Annotated in this window: 20 protein-coding genes and 1 tRNA gene; 14 read left to right on the forward strand and 7 right to left on the reverse strand. The window is 64.4% G+C overall.

Translation table 11 applies throughout. The annotated features are described in order from the left end of the window. The first annotated feature begins 584 nt into the window (after nt 1–584). The 6 genes from EV662_RS10605 (at nt 585) to EV662_RS10630 (ending at nt 6,795) form a co-directional block, all read left to right on the forward strand. Entirely contained in the window at nt 585–1,169 is a 585-nt protein-coding gene (locus EV662_RS10605) for an HNH endonuclease (protein ID WP_132462140.1), read from the forward strand. Nucleotides 1,170–1,259: 90 nt separating this feature from the next. Next, on the forward strand, nt 1,260–2,714 hold the full coding sequence (gene zwf, locus EV662_RS10610) for a glucose-6-phosphate dehydrogenase (protein WP_132462141.1): 1,455 nt from the start codon (nt 1,260–1,262) through the stop codon (nt 2,712–2,714). Then, nucleotides 2,711–3,373 (forward strand): 6-phosphogluconolactonase, encoded by a 663-nt coding sequence (gene pgl, locus EV662_RS10615; protein ID WP_132462142.1) that lies wholly within the window; start codon nt 2,711–2,713, stop codon nt 3,371–3,373. Before zwf ends, pgl begins: the two co-directional genes overlap by 4 nt. A 7-nt stretch (nt 3,374–3,380) precedes the next feature. Continuing rightward, nucleotides 3,381–4,988, forward strand: coding sequence for a glucose-6-phosphate isomerase (pgi, locus tag EV662_RS10620; protein WP_132462143.1), 1,608 nt, complete (start codon nt 3,381–3,383; stop codon nt 4,986–4,988). 81 nt (nt 4,989–5,069) lie between these two features. Then, the gene (locus tag EV662_RS10625; protein WP_132462144.1) at nt 5,070–5,267 is read left to right on the forward strand and encodes a hypothetical protein; all 198 of its coding nucleotides are present in this window, start codon (nt 5,070–5,072) and stop codon (nt 5,265–5,267) included. 380 nt (nt 5,268–5,647) lie between these two features. Next, nucleotides 5,648–6,795 (forward strand): IS3 family transposase gene (locus EV662_RS10630; RefSeq protein WP_132462318.1). Its coding sequence is split into 2 segments (ribosomal slippage): nt 5,648–5,897 and nt 5,897–6,795, totalling 1,149 coding nucleotides; the frame shifts between segments, so codons are not numbered across the junction. Nucleotides 6,796–6,850: 55 nt separating this feature from the next. Here the strand turns inward: EV662_RS10630 and EV662_RS10635 are convergent. From EV662_RS10635 to EV662_RS10660, 6 genes are all read right to left on the reverse strand, one after another. After that, nucleotides 6,851–6,924: transfer RNA gene (locus EV662_RS10635), tRNA-Gly, on the reverse strand. A gap of 154 nt (nt 6,925–7,078) precedes the next feature. Then, on the reverse strand, nt 7,079–9,112 hold the full coding sequence (locus EV662_RS10640; protein ID WP_132462145.1) for an ASKHA domain-containing protein: 2,034 nt from the start codon (nt 9,110–9,112) through the stop codon (nt 7,079–7,081). 21 nt (nt 9,113–9,133) lie between these two features. Further along, complete coding sequence (locus tag EV662_RS10645; RefSeq protein WP_132462146.1) at nt 9,134–9,751, reverse strand: DUF6778 family protein; 618 nt, start codon at nt 9,749–9,751, stop codon at nt 9,134–9,136. Between the two features lie 133 nt (nt 9,752–9,884). Next, entirely contained in the window at nt 9,885–10,844 is a 960-nt protein-coding gene (locus EV662_RS10650) for a methyltetrahydrofolate cobalamin methyltransferase (protein WP_132462147.1), read from the reverse strand. Nucleotides 10,845–10,852: 8 nt separating this feature from the next. Further along, nucleotides 10,853–11,770: a methylenetetrahydrofolate reductase gene (locus EV662_RS10655; protein WP_132462148.1), complete on the reverse strand. Its 918-nt coding sequence runs from the start codon at nt 11,768–11,770 to the stop codon at nt 10,853–10,855. 20 nt (nt 11,771–11,790) lie between these two features. After that, nucleotides 11,791–12,093: a virulence factor gene (locus EV662_RS10660; protein WP_132462149.1), complete on the reverse strand. Its 303-nt coding sequence runs from the start codon at nt 12,091–12,093 to the stop codon at nt 11,791–11,793. Nucleotides 12,094–13,232: 1,139 nt separating this feature from the next. On the opposite strand from EV662_RS10660, the gene EV662_RS10665 reads away from it, so the two are divergent. Both EV662_RS10665 and EV662_RS10670 read left to right on the forward strand, forming a co-directional pair. Then, a complete protein-coding gene (locus EV662_RS10665; protein WP_132462150.1) occupies nt 13,233–14,345 on the forward strand; it encodes a Ppx/GppA phosphatase family protein in 1,113 nt (370 codons plus the stop codon). Nucleotides 14,346–14,444: 99 nt separating this feature from the next. After that, nucleotides 14,445–15,152, forward strand: coding sequence for an RlmE family RNA methyltransferase (locus tag EV662_RS10670; RefSeq protein WP_132462151.1), 708 nt, complete (start codon nt 14,445–14,447; stop codon nt 15,150–15,152). Nucleotides 15,153–15,164: 12 nt separating this feature from the next. On the opposite strand, the gene EV662_RS10675 is transcribed toward EV662_RS10670, so the two are convergent. Continuing rightward, nucleotides 15,165–16,037: a MurR/RpiR family transcriptional regulator gene (locus EV662_RS10675; protein ID WP_132462152.1), complete on the reverse strand. Its 873-nt coding sequence runs from the start codon at nt 16,035–16,037 to the stop codon at nt 15,165–15,167. Between the two features lie 126 nt (nt 16,038–16,163). Here EV662_RS10675 and EV662_RS10680 point away from each other — a divergent pair, with 126 nt between their 5' ends. The 6 genes from EV662_RS10680 to EV662_RS10705 are packed head-to-tail and all read left to right on the forward strand — an operon-like array spanning nt 16,164 to nt 22,671. After that, nucleotides 16,164–16,934 (forward strand): N-formylglutamate amidohydrolase, encoded by a 771-nt coding sequence (locus EV662_RS10680; protein WP_132462153.1) that lies wholly within the window; start codon nt 16,164–16,166, stop codon nt 16,932–16,934. Next, nucleotides 16,931–17,437, forward strand: coding sequence for a TRAP transporter small permease subunit (locus tag EV662_RS10685; protein ID WP_132462154.1), 507 nt, complete (start codon nt 16,931–16,933; stop codon nt 17,435–17,437). The genes EV662_RS10680 and EV662_RS10685 overlap by 4 nt, the downstream gene beginning before the upstream one ends. Before the next feature lie 3 nt (nt 17,438–17,440). Beyond that, on the forward strand, nt 17,441–18,766 hold the full coding sequence (locus EV662_RS10690) for a TRAP transporter large permease (protein ID WP_132462155.1): 1,326 nt from the start codon (nt 17,441–17,443) through the stop codon (nt 18,764–18,766). Between the two features lie 58 nt (nt 18,767–18,824). After that, on the forward strand, nt 18,825–19,865 hold the full coding sequence (locus tag EV662_RS10695) for a TRAP transporter substrate-binding protein (RefSeq protein ID WP_132462156.1): 1,041 nt from the start codon (nt 18,825–18,827) through the stop codon (nt 19,863–19,865). Nucleotides 19,866–19,922: 57 nt separating this feature from the next. Beyond that, on the forward strand, nt 19,923–21,290 hold the full coding sequence (locus EV662_RS10700; protein ID WP_132462157.1) for a glutamine synthetase family protein: 1,368 nt from the start codon (nt 19,923–19,925) through the stop codon (nt 21,288–21,290). Between the two features lies 1 nt (nt 21,291). Further along, complete coding sequence (locus EV662_RS10705) at nt 21,292–22,671, forward strand: aldehyde dehydrogenase family protein (protein WP_132462158.1); 1,380 nt, start codon at nt 21,292–21,294, stop codon at nt 22,669–22,671.

A 22,671-nucleotide genomic window follows, 5' to 3' on the forward strand; every position in this document is an offset into this window, starting at 1 on the left:
GCGGCGAAAGGCACCACCCGGCAATGCGCCGGGCCCGGGCGAGTCGCGCCTTGGATACAGAAAAACCAGCCGTTGGAAAACGATCAATACAGCGCAGGTCGTGCGCGCTGCCTCGATCGTAACGGGGCTCGGCCAGCCCGAATTGCGGGGTCCGCGACCTCCGGCAAATAAACGGTCAGGGTGCGGAAACAGGCCGCAGTCTGGCCGTTCGGTCAGTGGACTCCGCGTTGCTCGAATGCCCCGCGCCCGGGGGCGGTCACTGCCGCTGTCGAATTGATTATCCGAGGTGCACAGGTTCAGGTGGCCATCCCCTTGCGCGGCATGCTGCGGAACCGTCGGGCCGCAGGCAGAGACGGCTTATTTTTTGTGCACAAAGGGCCATGCAGGCGCCGTCATCGGGGTCGAAAGCTGTGCATAACGTCACATCGTCGTCATCCATCGGTGTTAGCCCTTGGTCTTGACATACCCTTCATGTTGCGGGGCTTGCCAGGCGGGAAACGCCATATATAGTTAAAGTCATGCAGGGGCGGGCGCGTCCCGCTCCGAGGTCGGGACAGGCGGACGGAGCGGAGGCCGAGTCAGAGATGGATGGCGATTTCAGGACCAGTTTTGTCCGCGAACCGGGCAGCCTCAGGCATCATCCTGCGCTTGTGCTGAACGCCGATTACCGCCCTCTTTCCTACTACCCTTTGTCGCTTTGGCCCTGGCAAGAGGCTGTAAAGGCTGCGTTCCTTGACAGGGTCGATATCGTGGCCGAGTACGACAAGGTCGTGCGCAGCCCCTCGATGGAAATCCGAATACCTTCGGTGGTGGTTCTGAAGGATTATGTCCGACCGCAGAAGCGCGTGGCCTTCACGCGCTTCAATCTTTTTTTGCGGGATGAATTCACCTGCCAGTATTGCGGGACAAGGGGCGATCTGACTTTCGATCATGTCGTGCCGCGCGCCGCGGGCGGAATCACGAGCTGGGAAAATGTCGTCGCGGCCTGTGCGCATTGCAATCTCAAGAAGGGGTCGAAAAGCCTGCGCCAGGCGGGTATGAGTCTGCGTCGAGCGCCGCGGCGGCCGGGTGCCGAGGAACTGCGGAACACCGGGCGAAAATTCCCACCAAACCACCTGCACGAGACCTGGCTCGACTTTCTGTACTGGGACGCCGAACTGGAGGCCTGAGGCAGCGGGATTGTTGCGCCGCAGTCCGGGCGTGGTAGACAGGACAGGGTCGGGGGAAACGCCCCGGTTGGCGTTCCGGCGAGGGCATCCATGGTATCACGCGTTATCCCGGTCGATCCTTTCGACCTTGTGATTTTCGGTGCGACCGGCGATCTGGCCACGCGCAAGATCCTGCCCGGGCTTTACCGGCGTGACCTGGCGGGCCAGTTGCCCGAGGCGGCGCGTATCATCGGCGCGGCCCGCTCGGAGTTCGACGACGGCGCCTGGCGCAGCGAGGTGCGCGCCGCCATTACAGAACACGTGCCCGCGGACCGGGTCCACGCCGCTGCGCTGGATCGTTTCATGGCAAGGCTTTCCTATGTCCGTGTCGATGCCACTGGTGAAGACGGCTGGCAGGAACTGGCGCAAAAGATGCGGCCGGGCATGGTGCATGCCTTTTATTTCTCGGTCGGACCCGGGCTTTTCGGCGATCTGGCCCATCGCCTGCACCGCCACGGCATGAACAGCGACGGCTGCCGGATCGTGGTGGAAAAGCCCTTTGGTCATGATCTCGCTTCGGCGCGTGCACTGAATGCGACACTGGCCGCCCATTTCGACGAACAGCAGATCTATCGCATCGATCACTACCTCGGGAAAGAGACGGTCCAGAACCTGATGGCGGTGCGCTTCGGCAACATGCTGTTCGAGCCGCTTTGGAACGCACAATACGTGGATCACATCCAGATCACGGTGGCCGAAGCCGTGGGCGTGGCAGGGCGCGGTGGGTATTACGACAAGTCCGGCGCGATGCGGGACATGGTTCAGAACCACATGATGCAGCTTCTGTGCCTGATCGCAATGGAGCCGCCCTATGCCTTCGAGCCCGACGCCGTGCGCGACGAAAAGCTCAAGGTGATCCGCGCTCTAGACCCGGTAGCGCCGGCCGACATCGTGCGCGGGCAATACGGCGCGGGGAACGGCCATGCCAGCTATGTTGACGATGTCGACAATCCGAAGAGCTTCACCGAGAGTTATATCGCGCTCAAGGCGCACGTCTCGTCGTGGCGCTGGAAGGGCACGCCGTTCTACCTGCGCACCGGCAAGCGGTTGCGTGCGCGCACCTCGGAAATCGCCATCACCTTCAAGGACCCGCCGCATTCTATCTTTGGCGAGCAGGAGGGGCAGCGGTCGAATGCATTGGTGATCCGGTTGCAGCCGAACGAGGGGATCAAGCTCAAGGTGACGATCAAGGAGCCCGGTCCGGGCGGCATGCGTCTGATCGAGGTTCCTCTGGACATGTCCTTCGCCGAGGCGCTGGGGCCGGGAGCCGAGGATATTCCCGACGCTTATGAGCGCCTGATCATGGACGTGATCCGCGGCAACCAGACGCTGTTCATGCGTGGCGACGAGGTCGAAGCTGCCTGGGCCTGGACCGATCCGATCGTGGCGGCCTGGCAGGCGCGCGGCGACCGCCCGCAACCCTATGATCCGGGTAGTTCCGGACCCGAGGATGCACTGATGCTGATGCATCGCGACGGGCGGCGCTGGCGCGAGGTTCGGCCATGAAGCTGGTGACCTACCCTGATATCGAAATGATGATGATCGACCTGGCAAACGTGCTGGCGGGAGAGATCAACAACCAGCTGTTTCATGCCGAAAAGATGACCATGGCGCTGCCTGGTGGTTCGACCCCGGGACCGCTGTACGATGACCTGTGTGGAACGTCGCTCGACTGGGACCGGGTGCGGGTCATGCCCACGGACGAACGATTGGTGCCCCGTGACCACCCACGTTCGAACGAGGGGATGTTGAAGGCGCGTCTTCTGATGGGCAAGGCCGCGGCGGCCCGGTTCATCGGTCTTCGGCCCGGTGCCGATGGCATGGCCGGGCTGACCGACAGGGTGAACCGTGCACTGCCGCTAGATATCCTTGTGCTGGGGATGGGAGCGGACATGCACATCGCCTCGCTGTTTCCCGGTGCGCCCGAGTTGGAGGCGGCGCTTCGCCCGGATGCGCCCCCGGTTATGGAGATCACCGCACCCGGCCAGCCGGAGCGGCGGATCACGCTGACCGCGCGGGTGCTGCGCGATGCGATGTCCACCCATATCCTGATCACCGGCGCAGAAAAGCGCGCGGCACTGGAACGGGCGGCAGAACTGAACGACCCGCACCTGGCGCCGGTCGCGACCGTTCTCAAATCGGCCACGGTCCACTGGGCGGAGTAGGGTGCGCATGGAAGAAATCTGGAGGCGTCTTGACGCCAAGGCACGCGCAGTGGCCGAACGCCCGATTGCCGCGCTGTTCGAAGACCCATCGCGTGCCGGGTCGTTTAGCGCCCGCATGGGCGACATGCTGTTGGATTTCTCAAAGACGAATATCGATGCGGAAGCCCTTGAACTATTGATCGACCTTGCCGATGCAGCCGGCGTGGCAGCGTGCCGCGAGGCGATGTTCTCGGGCGAGAAGATCAACGAGACCGAAGGGCGCGCGGTGCTGCACACCGCACTGCGCAATCCGAGCGCGTCGATCGCGGTGGACGGTGTTGATGTGATGCCCGGGGTCCGCAGGACGCTTGCGCGGATGCGCGACTTTGCCGATGCCGTGCGCGGGGGTGCGTTCGTGGGGCAGGGCGGGCCGATCACCGATGTGGTGAATATCGGCATCGGTGGATCCGACCTTGGCCCGGCGATGGCGTGCCTTGCGCTGGCCCCCTACCATGACGGGCCGCGCTGTCATTTCGTCTCGAACGTGGACGCGGCGCATATCGCCGACACGCTGAATGGGCTGGACCCGGAAACGACGCTGGTGATCGTGGCTTCCAAGACCTTCACCACCGTCGAGACGATGACCAATGCGCGCACCGCGCGCGACTGGATGGCGGGCCGGGTGAAAGACCCGGCCGCGCAGTTTGCGGCGCTGTCCTCGGCGACCGATCGGACCTCGGAATTCGGGATCGCACCCGGGCGTGTTTTCGGATTCGAAGATTGGGTCGGCGGACGCTATTCGATCTGGGGGCCGATCGGACTGTCCCTGACGATTGCGATCGGACCCGAGCGGTTCGATGCGTTCCTAGGCGGCGGTGCCGCGATGGACGCGCATTTCCGCGTCGCACCGTTTCGCCAGAACCTGCCCGTCCTGCTGGCACTGGTCGGGATATGGCATGCACAGGTGTTGGGCCATGCCACACGGGCCGTGCTGCCCTATGACCAGCGTCTCGCCCGGCTGCCGGCCTATCTCCAGCAGCTCGAGATGGAATCGAACGGCAAGGGCGTCACGATGGATGGAACCCCCGCGACACGCCCGACCGGCCCCGTGGTCTGGGGGGAGCCCGGGACCAATGGTCAGCACGCTTTTTACCAGCTTTTGCATCAGGGTACGCAGGTTGTCCCCTGCGAATTCCTGGTGGCGGCGCGTGGTCACGAGCCGCAGCTCGCCCACCACCATCGCCTGCTTCTGGCAAACGCGTTGGCCCAGTCAAAGGCTCTGATGCGTGGGCGCAGCTTGGAAGAGGCGCGCGCGCTGGCCGAGACCGCCGGCTTCCGGGGCAAGGAACTGGATCGCCAAGCCCGCCATCGGGTCTTTCCCGGCAATCGTCCGTCGACGACACTGATCTATCCGCAGCTCACGCCGGCCGTTCTGGGCCGGATCGTCGCGCTTTACGAACACCGGGTTTTCACCGAGGGGGTGATTCTGGGTATCAATTCCTTTGACCAGTGGGGCGTGGAACTGGGAAAGGAACTGGCGACGTCGTTGGCACCGGTTCTGGATGGCGCCCCCATTCCCGAGGAACTGGATGGATCGACGCGGGCGCTTCTTCGCTTTGTTGCCGAGCATGACTAACCGCACGTTGTGTAAGCGGCGCGGAAGACTTCGTTAAGGATTGGCGGCTAAGGTTCTCCCCGTTACCGGAGTGATGAACATATGGCAATCTGTCGAGAATGTGGAAAGGTCCTCGGGCTGTTCGGAACCAAGGCCGACGCCCTGTGCGAAAACTGCGCGCTGGTCCTTGAGGCTGAACAGATGTTCCAGGAAATTAAGGCGCTCGAAGAACAGGGAAAGTCCCGCGACGAGATCGCCGCGACTGTCTGGAAACGGCGCACCGGCACCGAAGACGCCTAGCTGTTCGGCGTGCCGAAAAAGTTGTCGGCAAATCAGCCGTAAGACGGGATGCGTCGTCCCGGTCTATTCGGGTCTGCGCCACGGGTGTGTGTGCCTATCGTCTGTTCGATGCACGGAAGGCCCCTCTCGGAAAATGACTTCGTGACACCGGTTCGTGGGTGCGGCTCTACGCCGACAGACAGGGTTGATAAGCGCAAGTTTATGGGTGTCGTTGCCCTTGGGATGGTTTTATCCTGTCCGGCTTGAACCGACCGCAATCGGGGAACGGATATCGCCAAACCAAAGCGCCTTGCATCTGAACGCCGATAGCACCTGATTGGCCTGCTGCCGGTTTCGTGGACACGAGGATAAGATCGTGACCAAGGAACTGGAGAGTGGACATAACGAGACGGAAGTTCAGCCGCGAGTTCAGGATCGAGGCGGTAAAGCTGGTGACGGAGCGGGGCGTGACGGTGGCCCAGGCCTGCCGGGATCGGGAACTTGCCGAGAGCGTATTGCGGCGATGGATGCGGGAGGCAGCCGAGGCACCAGCCTCGGCGTTTCCCGGGAACGGCCAGCAGTGCGCCGAACTGGCCGAGATCGCGTCGCTGAAGAAAGAGGTTGCCAAGCTCAAGGCGGAGCGTGACATCCTAAAAAAGGCCGCGGTCTTCTTCGCGCGGGAAGCGACATGAGCTTCGTTTTCGTCGCGAGGCATCGGCACATCTGGCCGGTCAGCTGGATGTGCGAGGTGCTGGGTGTCTCCCGGTCGGGCTTCCACGCCTGGCTTAAACGACCGATCAGCGACCGGGCGGCCTATTATGCGAAGCTCGTCAGGGCCATCGACAAGAGTTTCCGGGCCAGCGATCGCACTTACGGGGCCCGCCGTGTCTGGCGCGACGTGCTCGAAGACGGGCTGTCCTGCGGACTCCACCGGATCGAGCGGTTGATGCGGGAGAATGCCATGAGAGCACGGCCCAGGTGGCGCGGGAAGCCCAAGGATGATGGCGAACGGTCAGTCATCGCCGACAACATCCTCGCCCGCGATTTCGAGGCCGACCGTCCAAACCAGAAATGGCTGGCCGACTTCACCGATATCTGGACCGCCGAGGGCTGGCTGTATGTCGCGGTCGTGCTGTATCCGGTCTCGCGGCGCATTGTTGGCTGGTCCATGAAGGCGGATCGCGATGCCGCGCTGGTCATGGATGCGCCGATGATGGCGGTCTGGCGGCGCAGCAAGGCTGACACCCTGCTTCATCATTCGGACCAGGGCTCGCAATACACCAGCGGGCAGTTCCAGCGCCTGCTACTCGACCACGGCATCACCTGCTCGACGAGCCGGGCCGGCAACGTCCGGGAAAACTCGGCGATGGAGAGCTTCCTCTTATCGATGAAAACCGAGCGGACCGCACGCAAGGTATACTGGACCCGCGATACCGCCCGTGCCGATGTCTTTGATTACATCGAGCGTCTCTACAATCCGAAGCGACGCCATTCCAAGCTGGGCTACCTAAGCCCCATGGCGTTCGAGGCCAGAGCTATGAAAACTTAACCCGCTGTCTACGAAACCGGCAGCAGACCAGATCGCCGAAATACCCGTAAAGCGATGGAGCGGGTGAAGGGAATCGAACCCTCGTCTTAAGCTTGGGAAGCTCCTGCTCTACCATTGAGCTACACCCGCCCGGGCTGTTGGGGACGTAGACAAAGCGCGGGCGCGCGTCAAGTCCTGTCCCCTATGACCGGTCCGTTTACGGACGTTGCCACCCTACCGAGAAACTGGCGGGACCGATCCGTACGGATGAAATTCGCTCCGCTTGCTCCCGGTCCGACACAGGCTAACTGCGCCGTCGCCGCCGTCTGGCACCGTCGGTGGCGCCGGTGTTGAAGTCCACCTTTGGAAGAGGCGCGATCTTGGCAAGCTCCAGGAAGGGATCTGTTGCGTGGGGGAGGGCGTTCGCGGCAACGAAATGCTCCTGGAATCGCGGCTCGACGGCAGTCTCGATTTTCTCGATTCGACGTACATTCGCTTCGACCAGCGCCCGCGCCGCGCGCGAACACAGGGCAATCCGCGCCCCTGTTCCTGCGGCATTACCGGCCGATCGAACGCGGTCCAGCGGCACATCCGGGATCATGCCCAGAACCATCGCGTGCAGCGGGCTGATATGTGCCCCGAAGGCGCCTGCCAGTACCACGCGGTCGATGTGATCCACGCCCATTCGGTCCATCAGCAGCCGCGCCCCGGCGTAGAGTGCGGATTTCGCAAGCTGGATCGCGCGGATATCGCCCTGCGTCACCTTGATCAACGGCCCGCTGGTCGCGCGCCCATCATGAAGAACAAAGGCGTGGGTGCGGCCTTCGGGAATGCAGCGTGCCGTGCCCGTCGCCTCGGACGAGCCGATCAGCCCCGAGCCGTCGACCAATCCGGCCATGCGCATTTCGGCCACCGCCTCGATGATGCCCGAGCCGCAGATGCCCGTCACCTTGCCCGCCGCTTCGGCGAAGCCCGCCTCGTCAGACCACAGGTCGCAGCCAATCACCCGATAGCGCGGCTCCTTGGTCGCGGGGTCGATCCGCACCCGTTCGATTGCCCCCGGGGCCGCGCGCTGGCCGGAACTGATTTGCGCCCCTTCGAAGGCGGGACCGGTGGGCGATGAGCAGGCCAGCACCCGGGTCCGGTCGCCCAACAGCATCTCTGCGTTGGTTCCCACATCGACGATCAGCACCAGGTCATCGGATTTCTCCGGCGCTTCGGACAGCGCCACCGCGGCGGCGTCCGCGCCGACATGACCTGCGATCAGCGGCAGGACATAGGCCCGTGCCGCCGGGTTGATCGTTGTCAGCCCCAGATCGGCCGCGTCCAGCGCCAGTGCGTCCGAGGTCGCGAGGGCAAAGGGGGCCTGGCCCAGTTCCACGGGGTCGATACCGAGGGCCAGGTGGTGCATGACCGGGTTGCAGACCAGGGTCGCCTCGACAATGAGGCGAGGGTCGATCGCGGCATCTTCCGCGATACCCTTCGCAAGGTCCCCCAATGCGCTGCGCACCGCTGTCGTCATATCGACCGCGCCGCACGGATTCATCATCGCGTAGGAGACCCTACTCATAAGGTCCTCGCCGAAGCGGATTTGCGGGTTCATTACCCCCGCGGAGGCGCGCACCTCGCCAGTGGTCAGGTCGGCCAGGTGCGCCGCGATGGTGGTCGATCCAAGGTCGATCGCCAGCCCGTAGAGCGGTCCCTCGAAAAAGCCGGGCCAGACATCCAGGATGCGCGGCGTTGCGTCGAGATGACCCTGGTGCAGCGCGACTGTGACCTGCCAGCCGCCCTTTCGCAGTGTCTGTTGCAGACGGCCGAGAACCGGCAGCGATGCGACTGCGGGTGGCGTATCCCATTGCGCGGCAAGCGCTGTGTTCAAGCGTTCCAAATCGCCCGAGGGTGCGTGCATGTCGGGTTCGGCGACTTCGACCATCAAAAGGCGGGTGGCCGGATCCATTTCGACCGCGCGTACCTCGGCGGCCTTGCGCACGACCTGGCGGTGCAATTGGCTTTCGGGCGGCACGTCAAGCACCACATCGCCCAGGATCCGCGCCTGGCAGCCCAGCCGCCGCCCCGGTTTCAACCCTCGCTTTTCATCATAGCGACGCTCGACGGCATTGACCGGCGACAGCGCATCGTGTCCCACGGTGACGCCGTGCTTGGGAAAGGAGCCATAGGCCGGGGCCACCTGGCATTTCGAACAGATGCCGCGTCCGCCGCAGACGCTGTCGAGATCGACGCCGAGGCGGCGCGCGGCCTCGAGCACGGGCGTACCCACGGGTACGCGTCCCCGCTTGCCCGAGGGCGTGAAGATCACCAGCGGATCGGTATCGGCCATGTCGTCCCCGAATTCGTTGTTCTAGCGGCCCATCCGCCGGAAGCTGCCGCGTACATCGTCGGGCCCCGCGCCCAGCCAGCCGGCGAAGACCCGCGCAAGGTGGTTCGTGATGCGCACCTTCTGGGTCTGCCCCGCGCGTTCAGCGGCCAGCGCGTCCTCTCCGGTATAGGCCACCAGATCGGCGCGGATCGCCTCGGGCCCGGCCAGAACTTCGCCGGTGCGGGCATCGGTGACACGCGCGACGAAGGCAATGTCATGCACGCCCGATTGTGACAGGCGCAGCCGCGCGGTGTCGGACAAGGCATGGAACCGCGTTACCTCGACACTCAGCCGCACCGCGCGGCGGCCCCGCAGGCCGGCGGCGCCGCGCTGAGCAGCCTGTTTGACAATGGCCGCGACCTGGGCGCGTCGGTCACCGGGGACATCGCCGCGCCATACGATATCTGCAACCGGAGCATAGACGTTCTCTTCGGAGATGGTCAGGGTTTCGGGCACAGTGACGCTGACCGTGCTGACCCTCCAGCCGCGCGATACCTCGGGCGAGATCGCGTCGGAATAGTCGGTCGCCCATGTGCCGACACAGCCCGTTGTCAGCGCGCAAAGCAAACCTGTGAAAAACTGTCTCTTGCCGAGGGCCATGAGTCGTCTCCTTCTACTCGCACCGAACCTTCATGCCTAGGCCGGCCCCCACCTGGCGCAGGCAGAATAGCGCATCGGTGCCGCGCATGACAGGGGCAGGGCAGAGGGGCGGCGGTTTCGTGGCGCCCCGGTCTCAACCCCGACGGCGCCGGCGTCCGCCTCGACCGCCGCCCGCCTCGGCCGCGGCCTTGGAGGCTTCGGCGAAGGGCATGCCCTCTGCCACCGCATCCAGAACCCGGGAAAAGGCGATCCAAGCACTTCCGTTCGGGTCGTGGTTCATGAGGAAGTTTGCGGCGCGCACCGCCTCCATCTCGACGGGCCGGATCGGGTTCATGATCGCCGACGTCATGCCCGCGCCGATCGCCATCGGCAGGAAGGCCGCATTGATCCCGTGACGATGCGGCAGTCCGAACGAGATGTTGGACGCCCCGCAAGTGGTGTTGACGCCCAACTCATCCCGCAGGCGGCGCACCAAGGCAAACACCTGTTGGCCCGCGCTGGCCATCGCGCCCACTGGCATCACCAGCGGGTCGACCACGATGTCGTGGGCCGGGATGCCGAAATCGGCGGCGCGCTGCACGATCTTCTGGGCAACCGCAAAGCGCACGTCGGGATCTTCGGAAATGCCGGTGTCGTCATTTGAAATCGCTACCACCGGCACGTTGTATTTCTTGACAAGCGGCAGGACACGTTCCAGCCGCTCTTCCTCGCCCGTGACGGAGTTCAGAAGCGGGCGCCCCTCGGCCGCCTCCAGCCCCGCCTCCAGCGCGCCCGGAACCGACGAGTCGATGCACAACGGCACATCGACCAGCCCCTGCACCAGCTCGATCATCGAGCGCATCAGGGGCGGTTCGGTCTCGTTCGGGTTGGGGTTGGAGTTGTAGACCACGCCTGCGTTCACATCCAGAACCATCGCCCCGCAGGCGACCTGTTCCAGCGCGTCCTTTTCCACGGTCGAGAAATCTCCGGCTTCCAGTTCGGCGGCAAGTTTCTTGCGGCCAGTGGGATTGATGCGCTCGCCGATCACGCAGAACGGTTCGTCGAAGCCGATCACGACGGTCTTGGACTTGGACTCGATGACGGTACGGGTCATGGGGTTCCTCAGGGTTGCGGGGTGGGGGCCAGCCCCTTTTCGGCCAGCCAGGCCGCGTTCGTGTTTATCCCGCCAAGCGGGAAGAAATGCACGCCCTCGATCGGGAAATCCGCGGGGCGGCGGGTGGCGGCCTGTGCCAGATCGCTCAGGAACTCGTCGGGCGTGAAGGGCAGCACCAGCTTGGAAACGTCGCGTGCGCGGCGCTGCAGCACCTTGAGCGAGGGGCCGACGCCGCAGGAGATGGCGAACTTGACAAGAGTTTGCAACTTCGCCGGGCCCGCCACGCCGATATGGATCGGCATCTCGATACCCTCGGCCCGCAGCCGATCGGCCCAGGCGATCACCGGAACGGCCTCGAAGGCGAACTGGGTAACGATCGACATCTGTGCATCGGTGCGTTCGGCAAATGCCTGTTTCCAGCGCAGGGCCTCCATCACCAGACGGTCCGACCCGTCCGGGTCGATGTCGCGCGAGCCCTCGGGGTGGCCAGCCACGTGCAGCCGTTCGAACCCGGCCTTGTCAAAAAGCCCTGTTTCAAGGAGTTGCATCGAGGAATGGAATGTGCCCCGCGACTGGGTGATGCCACCGGCCAGAACCAGTGCCTGCCTGACGTCGGCCTCGCCGCGATAGCGCGCGATCCAGTCGGCCAGCGTCGCCGTGTCCGGAATGGACCGGGCCGGGAAATGCGGCATCGGCTCGAACCCTTCGGCGCGCAGTCGGGCGGCGGTGGAAACCATGTCGTCGATCGGCGTGCCGTCGAGATGGGCGATGTAGACCCGGGTGCCGGCGGGCAGCAGGGCACGGAAATCCGCAATCTTCTCGGCCGTGCGCGGCATCACCTCGATCGAGTAGCCCCGGACGAAGTCCGCGAACACGCCGGGCGTGGCTCCGATCGCATCCCGTTTTTTGAAGTTTAGAAGGCCCATTGCCGTCTCCCAAAGCCTGTTCACGCGGTTTCCCATCCGGAAGAGTCGACCAGGGCCCCGAGACGCGCGTTGTCGTATTCCGCGTCAATGCGGGCGGCTTCGGCCTCGGCCACTGCTGCCGGGTCGCCCTCGCGGGAGACCGGGACAGCGCGCCGCCACTCGGCGAGGTATGCGTCGGTGTCCCGTGCCCCCACCCTCATCGCGCAGCGGTCGATCGCCTGTTCGAACCGTTCCGGCAGGATGCGTTTTTCGGCCTTGCGGCCCTTGCCCACGATCACCTGAGCGGGAATGTCGCGCCAATAGACGATGGTGAGCTCGGGCATCTGATTCCCCTTCTTCCGTACCCGCTTGTAATCCGGCGTATTGTCGCGACGACGCCGGTTTTCGACGTGCTGCGCGTGGCGAGCGACCTTGTTCTTGGGTGTAGTCCTGTACAGAGCACGCGGCCAGCGCGCGGGCCTATCGAATTTCTCAACATGATTATGAGTCGCCAACGCCAGTGCCCGTAATCGGTGCCGTGCCGTGCACAATCGGGGGGGGCTGTCGCTTTCGGTTGCCCCGTGCGGTTGGAATTAACCGTCTCCTACCGAAATCTTGGCCATTTCGCGGCAATTGGGGCAAACCCAAGGCATCGCGGCGTGCGTGGGGGCGACGTTGCGGGGGCATAGCCGGTTGGGGCTTTGTCCCGGGGACGGGTCGGCCGGGCACGTGGGGGCGCCGGGCCGGCCCTTTGGGGGCTGGCAGATGCGACGAAAAACAAAGACGGCGGCGATCGCGTTCTGCGCGTTGTTGGTGATGGCCGGGGCGCCGGAATCGACGTCATGGTCATGGAGAGACGCGCAAGAATCGACAGTCGACAAACGCCAGCCCGAAACTGAGGCTGGGATGTCTTCAGGTCGGCTTTACAACGCGGTGTTCGCTGCGCGGGCGCGCGAGATCTGTCTTCTTCCAGGGGGCGGGCTGTGCCTGCCGGCCTCTGGCGGGATGTGTTTGGCCGTGCCTGAGAGCCCGGAAATCGGATGCGTCCAGCCGGTAGCAGGGGACCAAGCCGGGGCGACCGAGCCGAGGCCGATGGACCTGCTCCTCGCGGCTCCCTGGCGGGGCGGTCCACCCAACGATCGGCTGGGGTGGGTGTTTCCCCAACTGGGGGTGGGTTCGATCCTTGAGGTGGGCGATTTGACAGGCGGTGGAGGGGGCCCGAACGTCCGCTCTGCACTGCCAGGGTCCATGTCTCTGTTTGCGGTTGCGCCCGGTGGGTCAGGCGGGGGCGATGAGCCCACTGTTACCGAAACCCTCACTGTCACGGACGCACCGGCCCAGGTCCCTCTGCCGCCAAGCCTGCCTCTTGGGCTTGCCGGGATCGGCGCGCTGGGGCTGTTGCGTTGCTGGCGGCGCTGATCTTCGTTGCAAGGCCGACGCTGCCGGGATAGCTTGGGGATAACTCGATCTGGAGGGCGGTTCCATGGCGCCCAGGCGTCCCAAGGGTGCGGGCGCGTTCCCCAAGGTGGTTGCAACCCCCGCACCAGCCCCGCCGGATCCGGCCTCGCTCTACGCGGCGCTCGATCTCGGCACGAATAGTTGCCGCATGCTGATTGCCCAGCCCAAGGGCAGCCAGTTTCATGTGGTCGACAGCTTTTCCAAATCGGTGCAGCTCGGCACCGGGCTTGAATCCTCGGGGCGTCTAAGTCGCGCTTCAATGGCGCGTACGGTGCAGGCGTTGCGCATCTGCAAGGGCAAGCTGGAAAAGCATCAGGTCGCGCGGATGCGGCTGGTCGCGACCGAGGCCTGCCGACGCGCCACCAATGCGCGGGAGTTCATCGGCTTCGTTCGTCGGGAAACCGGGCTGGACCTCGAGATCATCGAACCAGAGGAAGAAGCGCGCCTCGCGGTCGTGTCCTGTGCGCCGCTGGTGTCCACCCGGACCGAGCAACTCTTGGTCGTCGATATCGGCGGGGGGTCGACCGAACTGGTCTGGATCGACCTGTCGGCGGTGCCGCGCACCGAGCGGCCCCGCGCGATCATGCGGTTGCATGGCGGGTTTCACATGCCCGACAGCCCGTTTCCTGCGGCGCGCGTCGTGGACTGGATTTCGGTGCCGTTGGGGGTGGCGACACTGAAGGAACAGTTCGACGATGTCGAGGACGACCACGCCCGTTTTGCTCTGATGAGTTGGTTCTTCGAAGAAAACCTGGCCGATTTCTCTCCCTACAGCGCCGAGCAGGTGACAGAAGGGTTCCAGATCATCGGAACGTCCGGCACGGTGACCACGGTCGCGGCAAGCCACCTGGGACTGCGCCGCTATGACAGGACCAAGGTGGACGGGCTGCGGATGACCTCGACCCAGATCGACCAGGTAATCCGGACCTATCTGTATCTCGGGCCCGAAGGCCGGCGGGCCGATCCGAGGATCGGACGCGATCGGCATGCACTGATCATGTCGGGGGCGGCAATCCTGCAGGCGCTGATGCGGGTTTGGCCGACCGACAGGCTGTCGGTTGCGGATCGCGGTCTGCGCGAGGGTCTTTTATATGCGCAGATGTCGGCCGATGGCGTGTTGGAGGACGGCCCGTTCTGAGGCGCGCCGTTTCGACCTTGTGTCCAGGACCCGCCGCCGTATTTGGATATTTGTGACCAGAAGAAGCAGAAAGGCTGCGCGGACGGCGTAGGGGCAGGCATGGCGGAAAAACGGGGATCGAGCGGGCGCGGGCAGCGCGATCTGAAGGTCAAGGTCAAAACGGCGCGAGGACGGCGGCTGTCCTCCACGCGCTGGTTGGAGCGACAGCTGAATGACCCTTACGTCAAGCGCGCGAAGGCCGAGGGCTATCGCGGGCGCGCGGCATTCAAGATCCTAGAGCTGGACGACAAGTTCCGCTTCCTGGTGCCGGGCGCCAGAGTGGTCGATCTGGGCTGTGCGCCGGGCGGCTGGTGCCAGGTGGCGGTCCGGCGGGTGAACGCGTTGGGCGAAAAGCCGGGCAAGGCGGTGGGGCGGGTTCTTGGCGTCGATCTGCAAGAGGTCGAACCGGTACCGGGCGCCGAGATCCACCAGTTGGATTTCCTCGAAGACGGCGCGGACGACAAGGTCAAGGCGTGGTTGGGTGGCAAAGCAGACGTGGTGATGAGCGACATGGCCGCGGCCAGTTCGGGACACAAGCAGACCGACCATTTGCGCATCGTGGCACTGTGCGAAGCGGCGGCGGAGCTGGCCTTTGATGTGCTGGAGGAGGGTGGGACATTCGTCGCCAAGGTTCTGGCCGGTGGCGCCGAGGGCGGCCTGCAGGCGATCTTGAAGCAGCGCTTTGACAAGGTGGCGAACGTCAAGCCACCCGCCAGCCGGTCTGAAAGTTCCGAGAAATTCGTGGTGGCAACAGGGTTTCGCGGCTGATCGATTGCGGCGTCAGGTAAACTTTCGGAAAAAGCCGGTTCTATTGAACATCTCGTCCAGCGCCTCCATTCGGCCGTGGGTCTCTCTCCAGCAGCGTTCCTGTACAGCGGCGATCACGGTCTCCACCATGAGCAGTGTCGTTACCGACGAGTCCCAGGCCGAAGGCACCACAGTCCGGCTGACCAGAGCTGTGCGTGCCAGCCGGTGCACGGGCGAGCGCCACTGATCGGTGAACAGCACGATCTCTACGCCCTTCTCAGAGGCCATCTCGGCCAACCGAAGCGTCGCGTTTTCATATCGGCGCACGTCGAAGATCACCAGCACGTCGCCCGCGTCGATATCGAGAAGCGAATGCGCCCAGGCGTTCTGTTGGCCTTGGAGCGGTACGATGCCAGGGCGCACCATTTGAAGATGCAGTGAAAGATAATCTGCCAGCGTGCGCGTGATCCGTCCACCCGCGACATGGACCCGGCGTGCGGGATCGGCCAGCAGGTCACAGACCGCATCGAACTGTGCGGGGTCCACGTGGGCCAGGCTTTGACGGATATTGCCGATCACCGCCTCGGTGAATCGATTCAGGATGTGGGCGCCGGGTGCGCCCTCGGCCCAGGTCTCGCGACGGGCAATGGGCCCCGAGATTTTTGCCTCGAGTTCGCTGCGCAGGGCGGCCTGGAACTCGGCATAGCCCTTGAACCCCAGTTTCTGGACCATGCGTGCAACCGTGGGGGTTGAGACGTCGGCCGCCTGCGCGACCTGAGTGATCGAGCCGAGTCCGGAAATCGGGTACGCTGCCAGGATCGAATCCGCCAGCTGCCGCTCGGCGCGGGTCAGGTCGTCCAGCCGGGCTTGCAGCCGATCGGCGATGGTCTGGTATGGATCAGACACGAAAGCGGCCCTCCTTTGCATAATATAGCGTCAGGTGACTCGCGCCTGAAGAGAAATTTTCAGGAAAGGAATTGACAGCCGTGCAGGCGGTGAAGAACTCTGTTCAGTATGCGCAGGGAGTAACGCATGACCGCAACACCGCCGGACGGAACGGGCGCTGCCCCCTTGGTCGAAAATGCGGCCGGCCGTGGCCGGGTTGTGCTCTTATGCGATCACGCGTCGAATGCGATCCCGCACGAGTTCGAGGGGCTCGGTCTTGCGCCCGGCGATGAAGAAAGCCACGCTGCCTGGGATCCGGGGGCACTTTCTCTGGCGCGGTCGATGGCGCGTTTGCTCGACGCGCCGCTTGTGGCCGCGACGGTATCGCGGTTGGTTCATGACGTGAACAGGCCCGCAGCTTCGCCCGAGGCGATGCCCGTGCGCACGGAATCGATCGCCATTCCCGGCAACGTCGACCTGACCGAAGCGCAGCGAGCCGAACGCGCCCGTCGCTACTACGATCCGTTCCACGCCACGGTCGAGGCCACGCTGTCTGCGCAGCCAGCCGAGGTTGCCTTGATTACCGTTCACAGTTTCACCCCGATCTGGCACGGTGTTCGACGCGACGTCGAGATCGGCATACTACACGACCGGGACAGCCGCCTCGCCGATGCGATGCTGGCGTTGGCCGCAGGCAGAACCAGCCATCGCGTGGCGCGAAACGAACCCTATGGACCCGCGGACGGCGTCACACATACACTGAACCGGCACGGGGACGCGAAGGGGCGCCTGAACGTCATGCTGGAAATCCGCAACGACCTGATCGCGGACGACGCCGGGCAGGCGCGCATGGGAATTCTTTTGGCAGATATCGTGAACGAGGCTCTGGGTCGGCTCGGGCAGGGGGCCGCGGCATGACCGGTTTCATGCGTGCCTATGTTCGGATCGTGGACGGGGTGAATTACCGCATCGGCCGGGTGATGATGTATGGCATCTTCGTGATGATGGGGATCCTGTTATGGTCCTCGATTTCAAAGACCTTTTTTCTGCCCTCGCTCTGGACCCTGGAAATGGCGCAGTTTGCGCTTGTCGCCTATTACATCATGGGTGGGCCCTATTCGATCCAGCTGGGGTCGAACGTACGGATGGACCTGTTCTACGGTCGTTGGTCGGTGACGGAACGGGCCTGGGTCGACGCCTTTACGGTGTTGTTCCTGATCTTCTTTCTCGGCGTACTTCTGTATGGCGGCATCGACAGCCTGATCTATTCCCTGCAATACACCGAGCGCAGCCCCACTGCCTGGCGACCGCTCATTTGGCCGATCAAGTCGATCATGTGCCTTGGGTTTTTCCTTATGCTCCTTCAGGCCATATCCGAGCTGTTCAAGGACATCGCGCATATCAAGGACATTGAGATCTGAGCCATGTCCTATGAAATGATCGCCATCCTGATGTTCGCATCCATGATGCTGATGCTCATGACCGGGCAAAGGGTATTCGGCGCCATCGGGGCGGTGGCCGCGGTGGCCGCCTTGGCGCTGTGGGGGACGGGGGGCTCGGTGATCCCGTTCTCGGCGGCGATGAAGCTGATGAAATGGTATCCGCTGCTGACCCTGCCGATGTTCATCTTCATGGGCTACGTGCTGTCAGAATCGAAGATCGCGGACGACCTGTATCGCATGTTCCATGTCTGGATGGGGCCGGTGCCGGGCGGGCTTGCGATCGGGACCATCGGGCTGATGGTGCTGATCTCGGCGATGAACGGGCTTTCGGTGGCGGGCATGGCCATCGGGGCGACCATCGCGCTGCCGGAACTGCTGAAGCGCGGCTACGACAAGAAGATGGTGACGGGCGTGATCCAGGCGGGGTCATCGCTGGGGATCCTCGTGCCGCCCTCGGTGGTGCTGGTGCTTTACGCCATGATCGCGCGCCAGCCGGTGGGCCAGCTCTGGCTGGCGGGGGTGCTGCCGGGGCTGATGATGGCCGCCATGTTCATCGCCTATATCTACATCCGCTGCCGCCTGAACCCCGCGCTCGGCCCCGCCCTCGGTCCCGAGGAACGCGAGCAGATCACCATGGCTGAAAAGCTGCGCCTGCTCAGCGCGGGGCTCTTGCCCATCGGCATCTTCGCCGCGATGATGGTGCCCTTCGTCAATGGCTGGACCTCGCTCGTCGAAAGCTCGGCCATCGGCGCGCTGACCGCCTTCCTGGCGGCCGTGCTCAAGGGCCGGATGACGCGCGCGGTGTTCGAAACCTCGGTGCGCCAGACGCTCGCCATCTCCTGCATGTTCATGTGGATCATCCTCGCCGCCATGGCCTTCGGCGCGGTGTTCGACGGGCTGGGCGCGGTCAGGGCCATCGACAACCTCTTCACCGAGCAACTGGGCCTCGACCCGTGGATGATCCTCATCCTGATGCAGCTCAGCTTTCTCTTGATGGGCACCTTCCTCGACGACACGGCCATGCTGGTGATCGTCGCGCCGCTTTACGTGCCGCTGGTCAAGGTGCTGGGGTTCGACCTGATCTGGTATGGCGTGCTCTACACGATCACCACCCAGATCGCCTACATGACGCCGCCCTTCGGCTACAACCTCTTCCTGATGAAGGCGATGGCGCCGAAGGAAATCGGCCTGCGCGACATCTATTCGTCCATCGTGCCCTTCGTCGGGGTGATGCTGCTGGCGCTGGCCATCGTCATGGCCTTCCCCGGCATCGCGCTGTGGCTGCCGCACTATGTCTACGGATTGTAACCAGAGCCCCGGAAAGGGGCCGGAAACCGGGGGACACCCCGCCAACAAGGAGAGAGAGATGACCACCAGACGCAAGTTCCTCGCCACTGCGGGCGTCGGCGCGGCCGCGGGCCTCGCCGCCCCCGCCGTCCACGCCCAGTCCACCATCAAGTGGCGGATGCAGACCTATGCGGGCGCGGCCCTCGCCGAACACGTGGTGAAGCCCGCCATCGACAGCTTCAACAAGATCGCCGGCGACGAGATGCAGATCGAACTGTATTTCGCCGACCAGTTGGTGCCCACCGGGGAACTTTTCCGCGCCATGCAGATGGGCACCATCGACGCGGTGCAGTCCGATGACGACTCGATGGCCTCGCCCACCGAAGTCACCGTGTTCGGCGGCTATTTCCCCTTCGCCTCGCGCTACTCGCTCGATGTGCCGGTGCTGTTCAACCAGTATGGCCTGAACGAGATCTGGGACGCCGAATATTCCAAGGTCGGCGTGAAACACATTTCGGCGGGCGCCTGGGATCCCTGCCATTTCGCCACCAAGGACCCGATCAACAGCCTCGCCGACCTCAAGGGCAAGCGCGTCTTCACCTTCCCCACCGCGGGCCGCTTCTTGGCGCAGTTCGGCGTCGTGCCCGTCACCCTCCCGTGGGAGGATATAGAGGTCGCCGTGCAGACCGGCGAACTTGACGGCATCGCCTGGTCGGGCATCACCGAGGATTACACCGTCGGCTGGGCCGACGTGACCAACTACTTCCTGACGAACAACATTTCGGGCGCCTGGATCGGCCATTTCTTCGCCAACCAGGACCGCTGGAACGAGGTGCCGGAACGGCTTCAGGAACTGCTGAAGGTCTGCATGGAACAGTCGCACTACTACCGCCAGTGGTGGTATTGGGGCGGCGAGGCCAGCTTGCGCGTCAATGGCGACAAGATGCAGCTCACCTCGATCCCCGACGAGGAATGGGACCAGGTCGAGGCCGCCGCCCAGAAATTCTGGGACGAGATCGCCGCCGAGTCCGAGACCAAGGCCCGCGTCGTCGAGATCTTCAAGCAGTATAACGCCGACATGGCCAAGGCCGGCCGGCCCTACCGCTACGGCAAGGCGTAACCGCGTCGGGGCGTCCCGCCCGGGGCGCCCCATTGACCCCAAGACCACGAGGCCCCGATGCCCGGCAACCTGACCCTCGACGCCCTGACCGAACTGGTCGAACAGGGCGAGATCGACACCGTCACCATGGCCCAGATCGACATGCAGGGCCGGCTGATGGGCAAGCGCTTCCATGCGCGCCACTTCCTAGATGCGGGCGTGCATGAAACCCATTCCTGCAACTACCTGCTGACCGTCGACCAGGAGATGGAGCCGGTGCCGGGCTTCAAGTCCGCAAGCTGGGCGCAGGGCTACGGCGACTACATGATGAAGCCGGACCTCTCGACCCTGCGCCTTGCCCCCTGGGCGCCCGGATCGGCGCTGGTGATCTGCGACACGCTCGATCACCACGGGGACCACCCCATCGCCGTCGCGCCCCGGTCTGTTCTCAAGGCCCAGCTTGCCCGGCTGGCGGACAAGGGCATGGTGTCCAAGACCGCGTCCGAGCTTGAATTCTACGTGTTCCGCGAAAGCTTCGACCAGGTCCATGACAGCGGCTACCGCGCCCTGACGCCGACCAGCCCCTATAACGAGGATTACCACATCCTGACCACCGCCCGCGAAGAGGGCTTGATGCGTGCCGTCAGGAACGACCTCTATGCTGCTGGAATCCTGGTGGAAAACTCGAAGGGCGAAGCCTGGGCCGGGCAGCAAGAGATCAACGTGAAATACTCCGACGCACTCGACAGCGCGGATATCCACACCATCACCAAGCACGCGGTCAAGGAAATCGCGCTTGCGCAAGGCACCGCCGTCACCTTCATGGCGAAATATGCCGATGCGCCCGCCGGGTCCTCCTGCCACGTCCACCAGTCGCTGTGGTCCACGGACGGCACGCCGCTTTTCCTCGATGAGAACGACCCCCACGGCATGTCCGACACGATGCGGTCCTACGTGGCGGGCCTTCTGAAATACGCCTCCGACTTCACCCTGTTCCTCGCCCCCAACATCAACAGCTACAAGCGCTACGTCGCGGGCACCTTCGCGCCCACCAAGGCCGTCTGGTCGCGCGACAACCGCACCGCGGGCTACCGCCTCGTGGGCGAGAACACCAAGGCCATCCGCATCGAGAACCGCGTGGGCGGGGCCGACCTCAACCCCTATCTCGCCTATGCCGCCCAGATCGCGGCGGGGCTTGCGGGCATCGAGGAAGGGCTGGACCTGGAACCCGAATTCCGCGGCGACGCCTATACCGGCGAGGGCATCCGCGAGATCCCCAAGACCCTGCGCGACGCCCTTGCGGCCGCCGACGAATCCGCCATGCTGCGCGCGGCTTTCGGCGACGATGTGATCGACCATTACGTTCACGCCGCGCGCTGGGAGCAATCCGAATACGACCGCCGCGTCACCGATTGGGAACTGGCGCGCGGCTTCGAAAGGTCCTGACATGACGGAAAGTCTGAAGTGCATCTCTCCCGTCGACGGGAGCGTCTATGCCGAGCGTGTGCTGCTGACCGGCGAAGAGGCCCGCGCCGCCGTGGCCCGCGCCCGTGCCGCGCAACCCGAATGGGCCGCGCGCCCTCTGGCCGAACGGGCCGAGATCGTGCGCCGCGCCGTCGCCATCATCGGCGAGGCCAATGACGAGATCGTGCCGGAACTCGCCTGGCAGATGGGCCGCCCGGTCCGCTATGGCGGCGAATTCCGCGGCTTTCAGGAACGCGCGCTTTACATGGCCGACATCGCCGAAGAGGCGCTGGCCGATATCGCCGTCGAGAACAGCCCCGGCTTCACCCGCTACATTCGCCGCGTGCCGCATGGGCTGGTGCTGGTCGTGGCGCCTTGGAACTACCCCTACATGACTGCGATCAACACCGTCGCGCCCGCGCTGATCGCCGGGAACGCGGTGATGCTGAAACATGCAAGCCAGACGCCCTTGGTCGGCGAACGCATCATCTGCGCCCTGCGCGACGCAGGCGTGCCCGACGACGTGGCCCAGAACGTGTTCCTGAGCCACGACACCACCTCCGCCCTGATCTCGGCCGGCGCCTTCGATTTCGTGAACTTCACCGGCTCCGTGGGCGGCGGCAAGGCCATCGAACGCGCCGCCGCGGGCACCTTCACCGGGCTGGGGCTGGAACTTGGCGGCAAGGATCCGGGCTATGTCATGGAGGATGCGGACCTGGACGCCGCCGCCGATGGCCTGATGGACGGGGCGATGTTCAATTCCGGCCAGTGCTGCTGCGGGATCGAGCGGATCTATGTGCAGGAAACCGTCTATGACGACTTCGTGCAGAAATGCGTGGATATCGTTTCCAAGGCGAAACTCGGCAACCCGCTTAACCCAGACACCACCATGGGCCCGATGGCGCAGACCCGCTTCGCCGACCTGGTCCGCGCGCAAACCTCCGAGGCGATCGAGGCGGGCGCCAGGGCCCTGATCGACCCTACGCTCTTCCCCGAGGATGGCGGCGCCTACCTGATGCCCCAGATCCTCGTCGACGTGAGCCATTCCATGCGCGTCATGCGCGAGGAAAGCTTCGGCCCCGTGGTCGGCATCATGCGCGTCAAGGACGACGCGGAAGCCATTGCGATGATGAACGATTCCGAGTTCGGTCTGACCGCCTCACTCTGGACCGTCGATCCCGACCGCGCGCGCCGGGTGGGCGATGCCATCGAGACCGGCACGGTGTTCATGAACCGCTGCGACTACCTCGACCCGGCGCTCTGCTGGACCGGGTGCAAGAACACCGGCCGCGGCGCGGGGCTGTCGGTGCTGGGCTACCACGCGCTGACCCGACCGAAATCCTACCACTTCAAGAAGGTTTGA

The organism is Rhodovulum marinum (assembly GCF_004343075.1).
Lineage (GTDB): Bacteria > Pseudomonadota > Alphaproteobacteria > Rhodobacterales > Rhodobacteraceae > Rhodovulum > Rhodovulum marinum.

Bases quoted from the DNA above. Each gene is read 5' to 3' on its own strand.
- EV662_RS10650 (WP_132462147.1), bottom strand. From the start codon at position 10,844: ATGACCCGTACCGTCATCGAGTCCAAGTCCAAGACCGTCGTGATCGGC.
- EV662_RS10695 (WP_132462156.1), top strand. From the start codon at position 18,825: ATGACCACCAGACGCAAGTTCCTCGCCACTGCGGGCGTCGGCGCGGCC.
- EV662_RS10660 (WP_132462149.1), bottom strand. From the start codon at position 12,093: ATGCCCGAGCTCACCATCGTCTATTGGCGCGACATTCCCGCTCAGGTG.
- EV662_RS10655 (WP_132462148.1), bottom strand. From the start codon at position 11,770: ATGGGCCTTCTAAACTTCAAAAAACGGGATGCGATCGGAGCCACGCCC.
- zwf (WP_132462141.1), top strand. From the start codon at position 1,260: ATGGTATCACGCGTTATCCCGGTCGATCCTTTCGACCTTGTGATTTTC.
- EV662_RS10685 (WP_132462154.1), top strand. From the start codon at position 16,931: ATGACCGGTTTCATGCGTGCCTATGTTCGGATCGTGGACGGGGTGAAT.
- pgi (WP_132462143.1), top strand. From the start codon at position 3,381: ATGGAAGAAATCTGGAGGCGTCTTGACGCCAAGGCACGCGCAGTGGCC.
- EV662_RS10670 (WP_132462151.1), top strand. From the start codon at position 14,445: ATGGCGGAAAAACGGGGATCGAGCGGGCGCGGGCAGCGCGATCTGAAG.
- EV662_RS10645 (WP_132462146.1), bottom strand. From the start codon at position 9,751: ATGGCCCTCGGCAAGAGACAGTTTTTCACAGGTTTGCTTTGCGCGCTG.
- EV662_RS10700 (WP_132462157.1), top strand. From the start codon at position 19,923: ATGCCCGGCAACCTGACCCTCGACGCCCTGACCGAACTGGTCGAACAG.
- EV662_RS10640 (WP_132462145.1), bottom strand. From the start codon at position 9,112: ATGGCCGATACCGATCCGCTGGTGATCTTCACGCCCTCGGGCAAGCGG.
- EV662_RS10680 (WP_132462153.1), top strand. From the start codon at position 16,164: ATGACCGCAACACCGCCGGACGGAACGGGCGCTGCCCCCTTGGTCGAA.
- EV662_RS10665 (WP_132462150.1), top strand. From the start codon at position 13,233: ATGGCGCCCAGGCGTCCCAAGGGTGCGGGCGCGTTCCCCAAGGTGGTT.
- pgl (WP_132462142.1), top strand. From the start codon at position 2,711: ATGAAGCTGGTGACCTACCCTGATATCGAAATGATGATGATCGACCTG.
- EV662_RS10690 (WP_132462155.1), top strand. From the start codon at position 17,441: ATGTCCTATGAAATGATCGCCATCCTGATGTTCGCATCCATGATGCTG.
- EV662_RS10605 (WP_132462140.1), top strand. From the start codon at position 585: ATGGATGGCGATTTCAGGACCAGTTTTGTCCGCGAACCGGGCAGCCTC.
- EV662_RS10625 (WP_132462144.1), top strand. From the start codon at position 5,070: ATGGCAATCTGTCGAGAATGTGGAAAGGTCCTCGGGCTGTTCGGAACC.
- EV662_RS10705 (WP_132462158.1), top strand. From the start codon at position 21,292: ATGACGGAAAGTCTGAAGTGCATCTCTCCCGTCGACGGGAGCGTCTAT.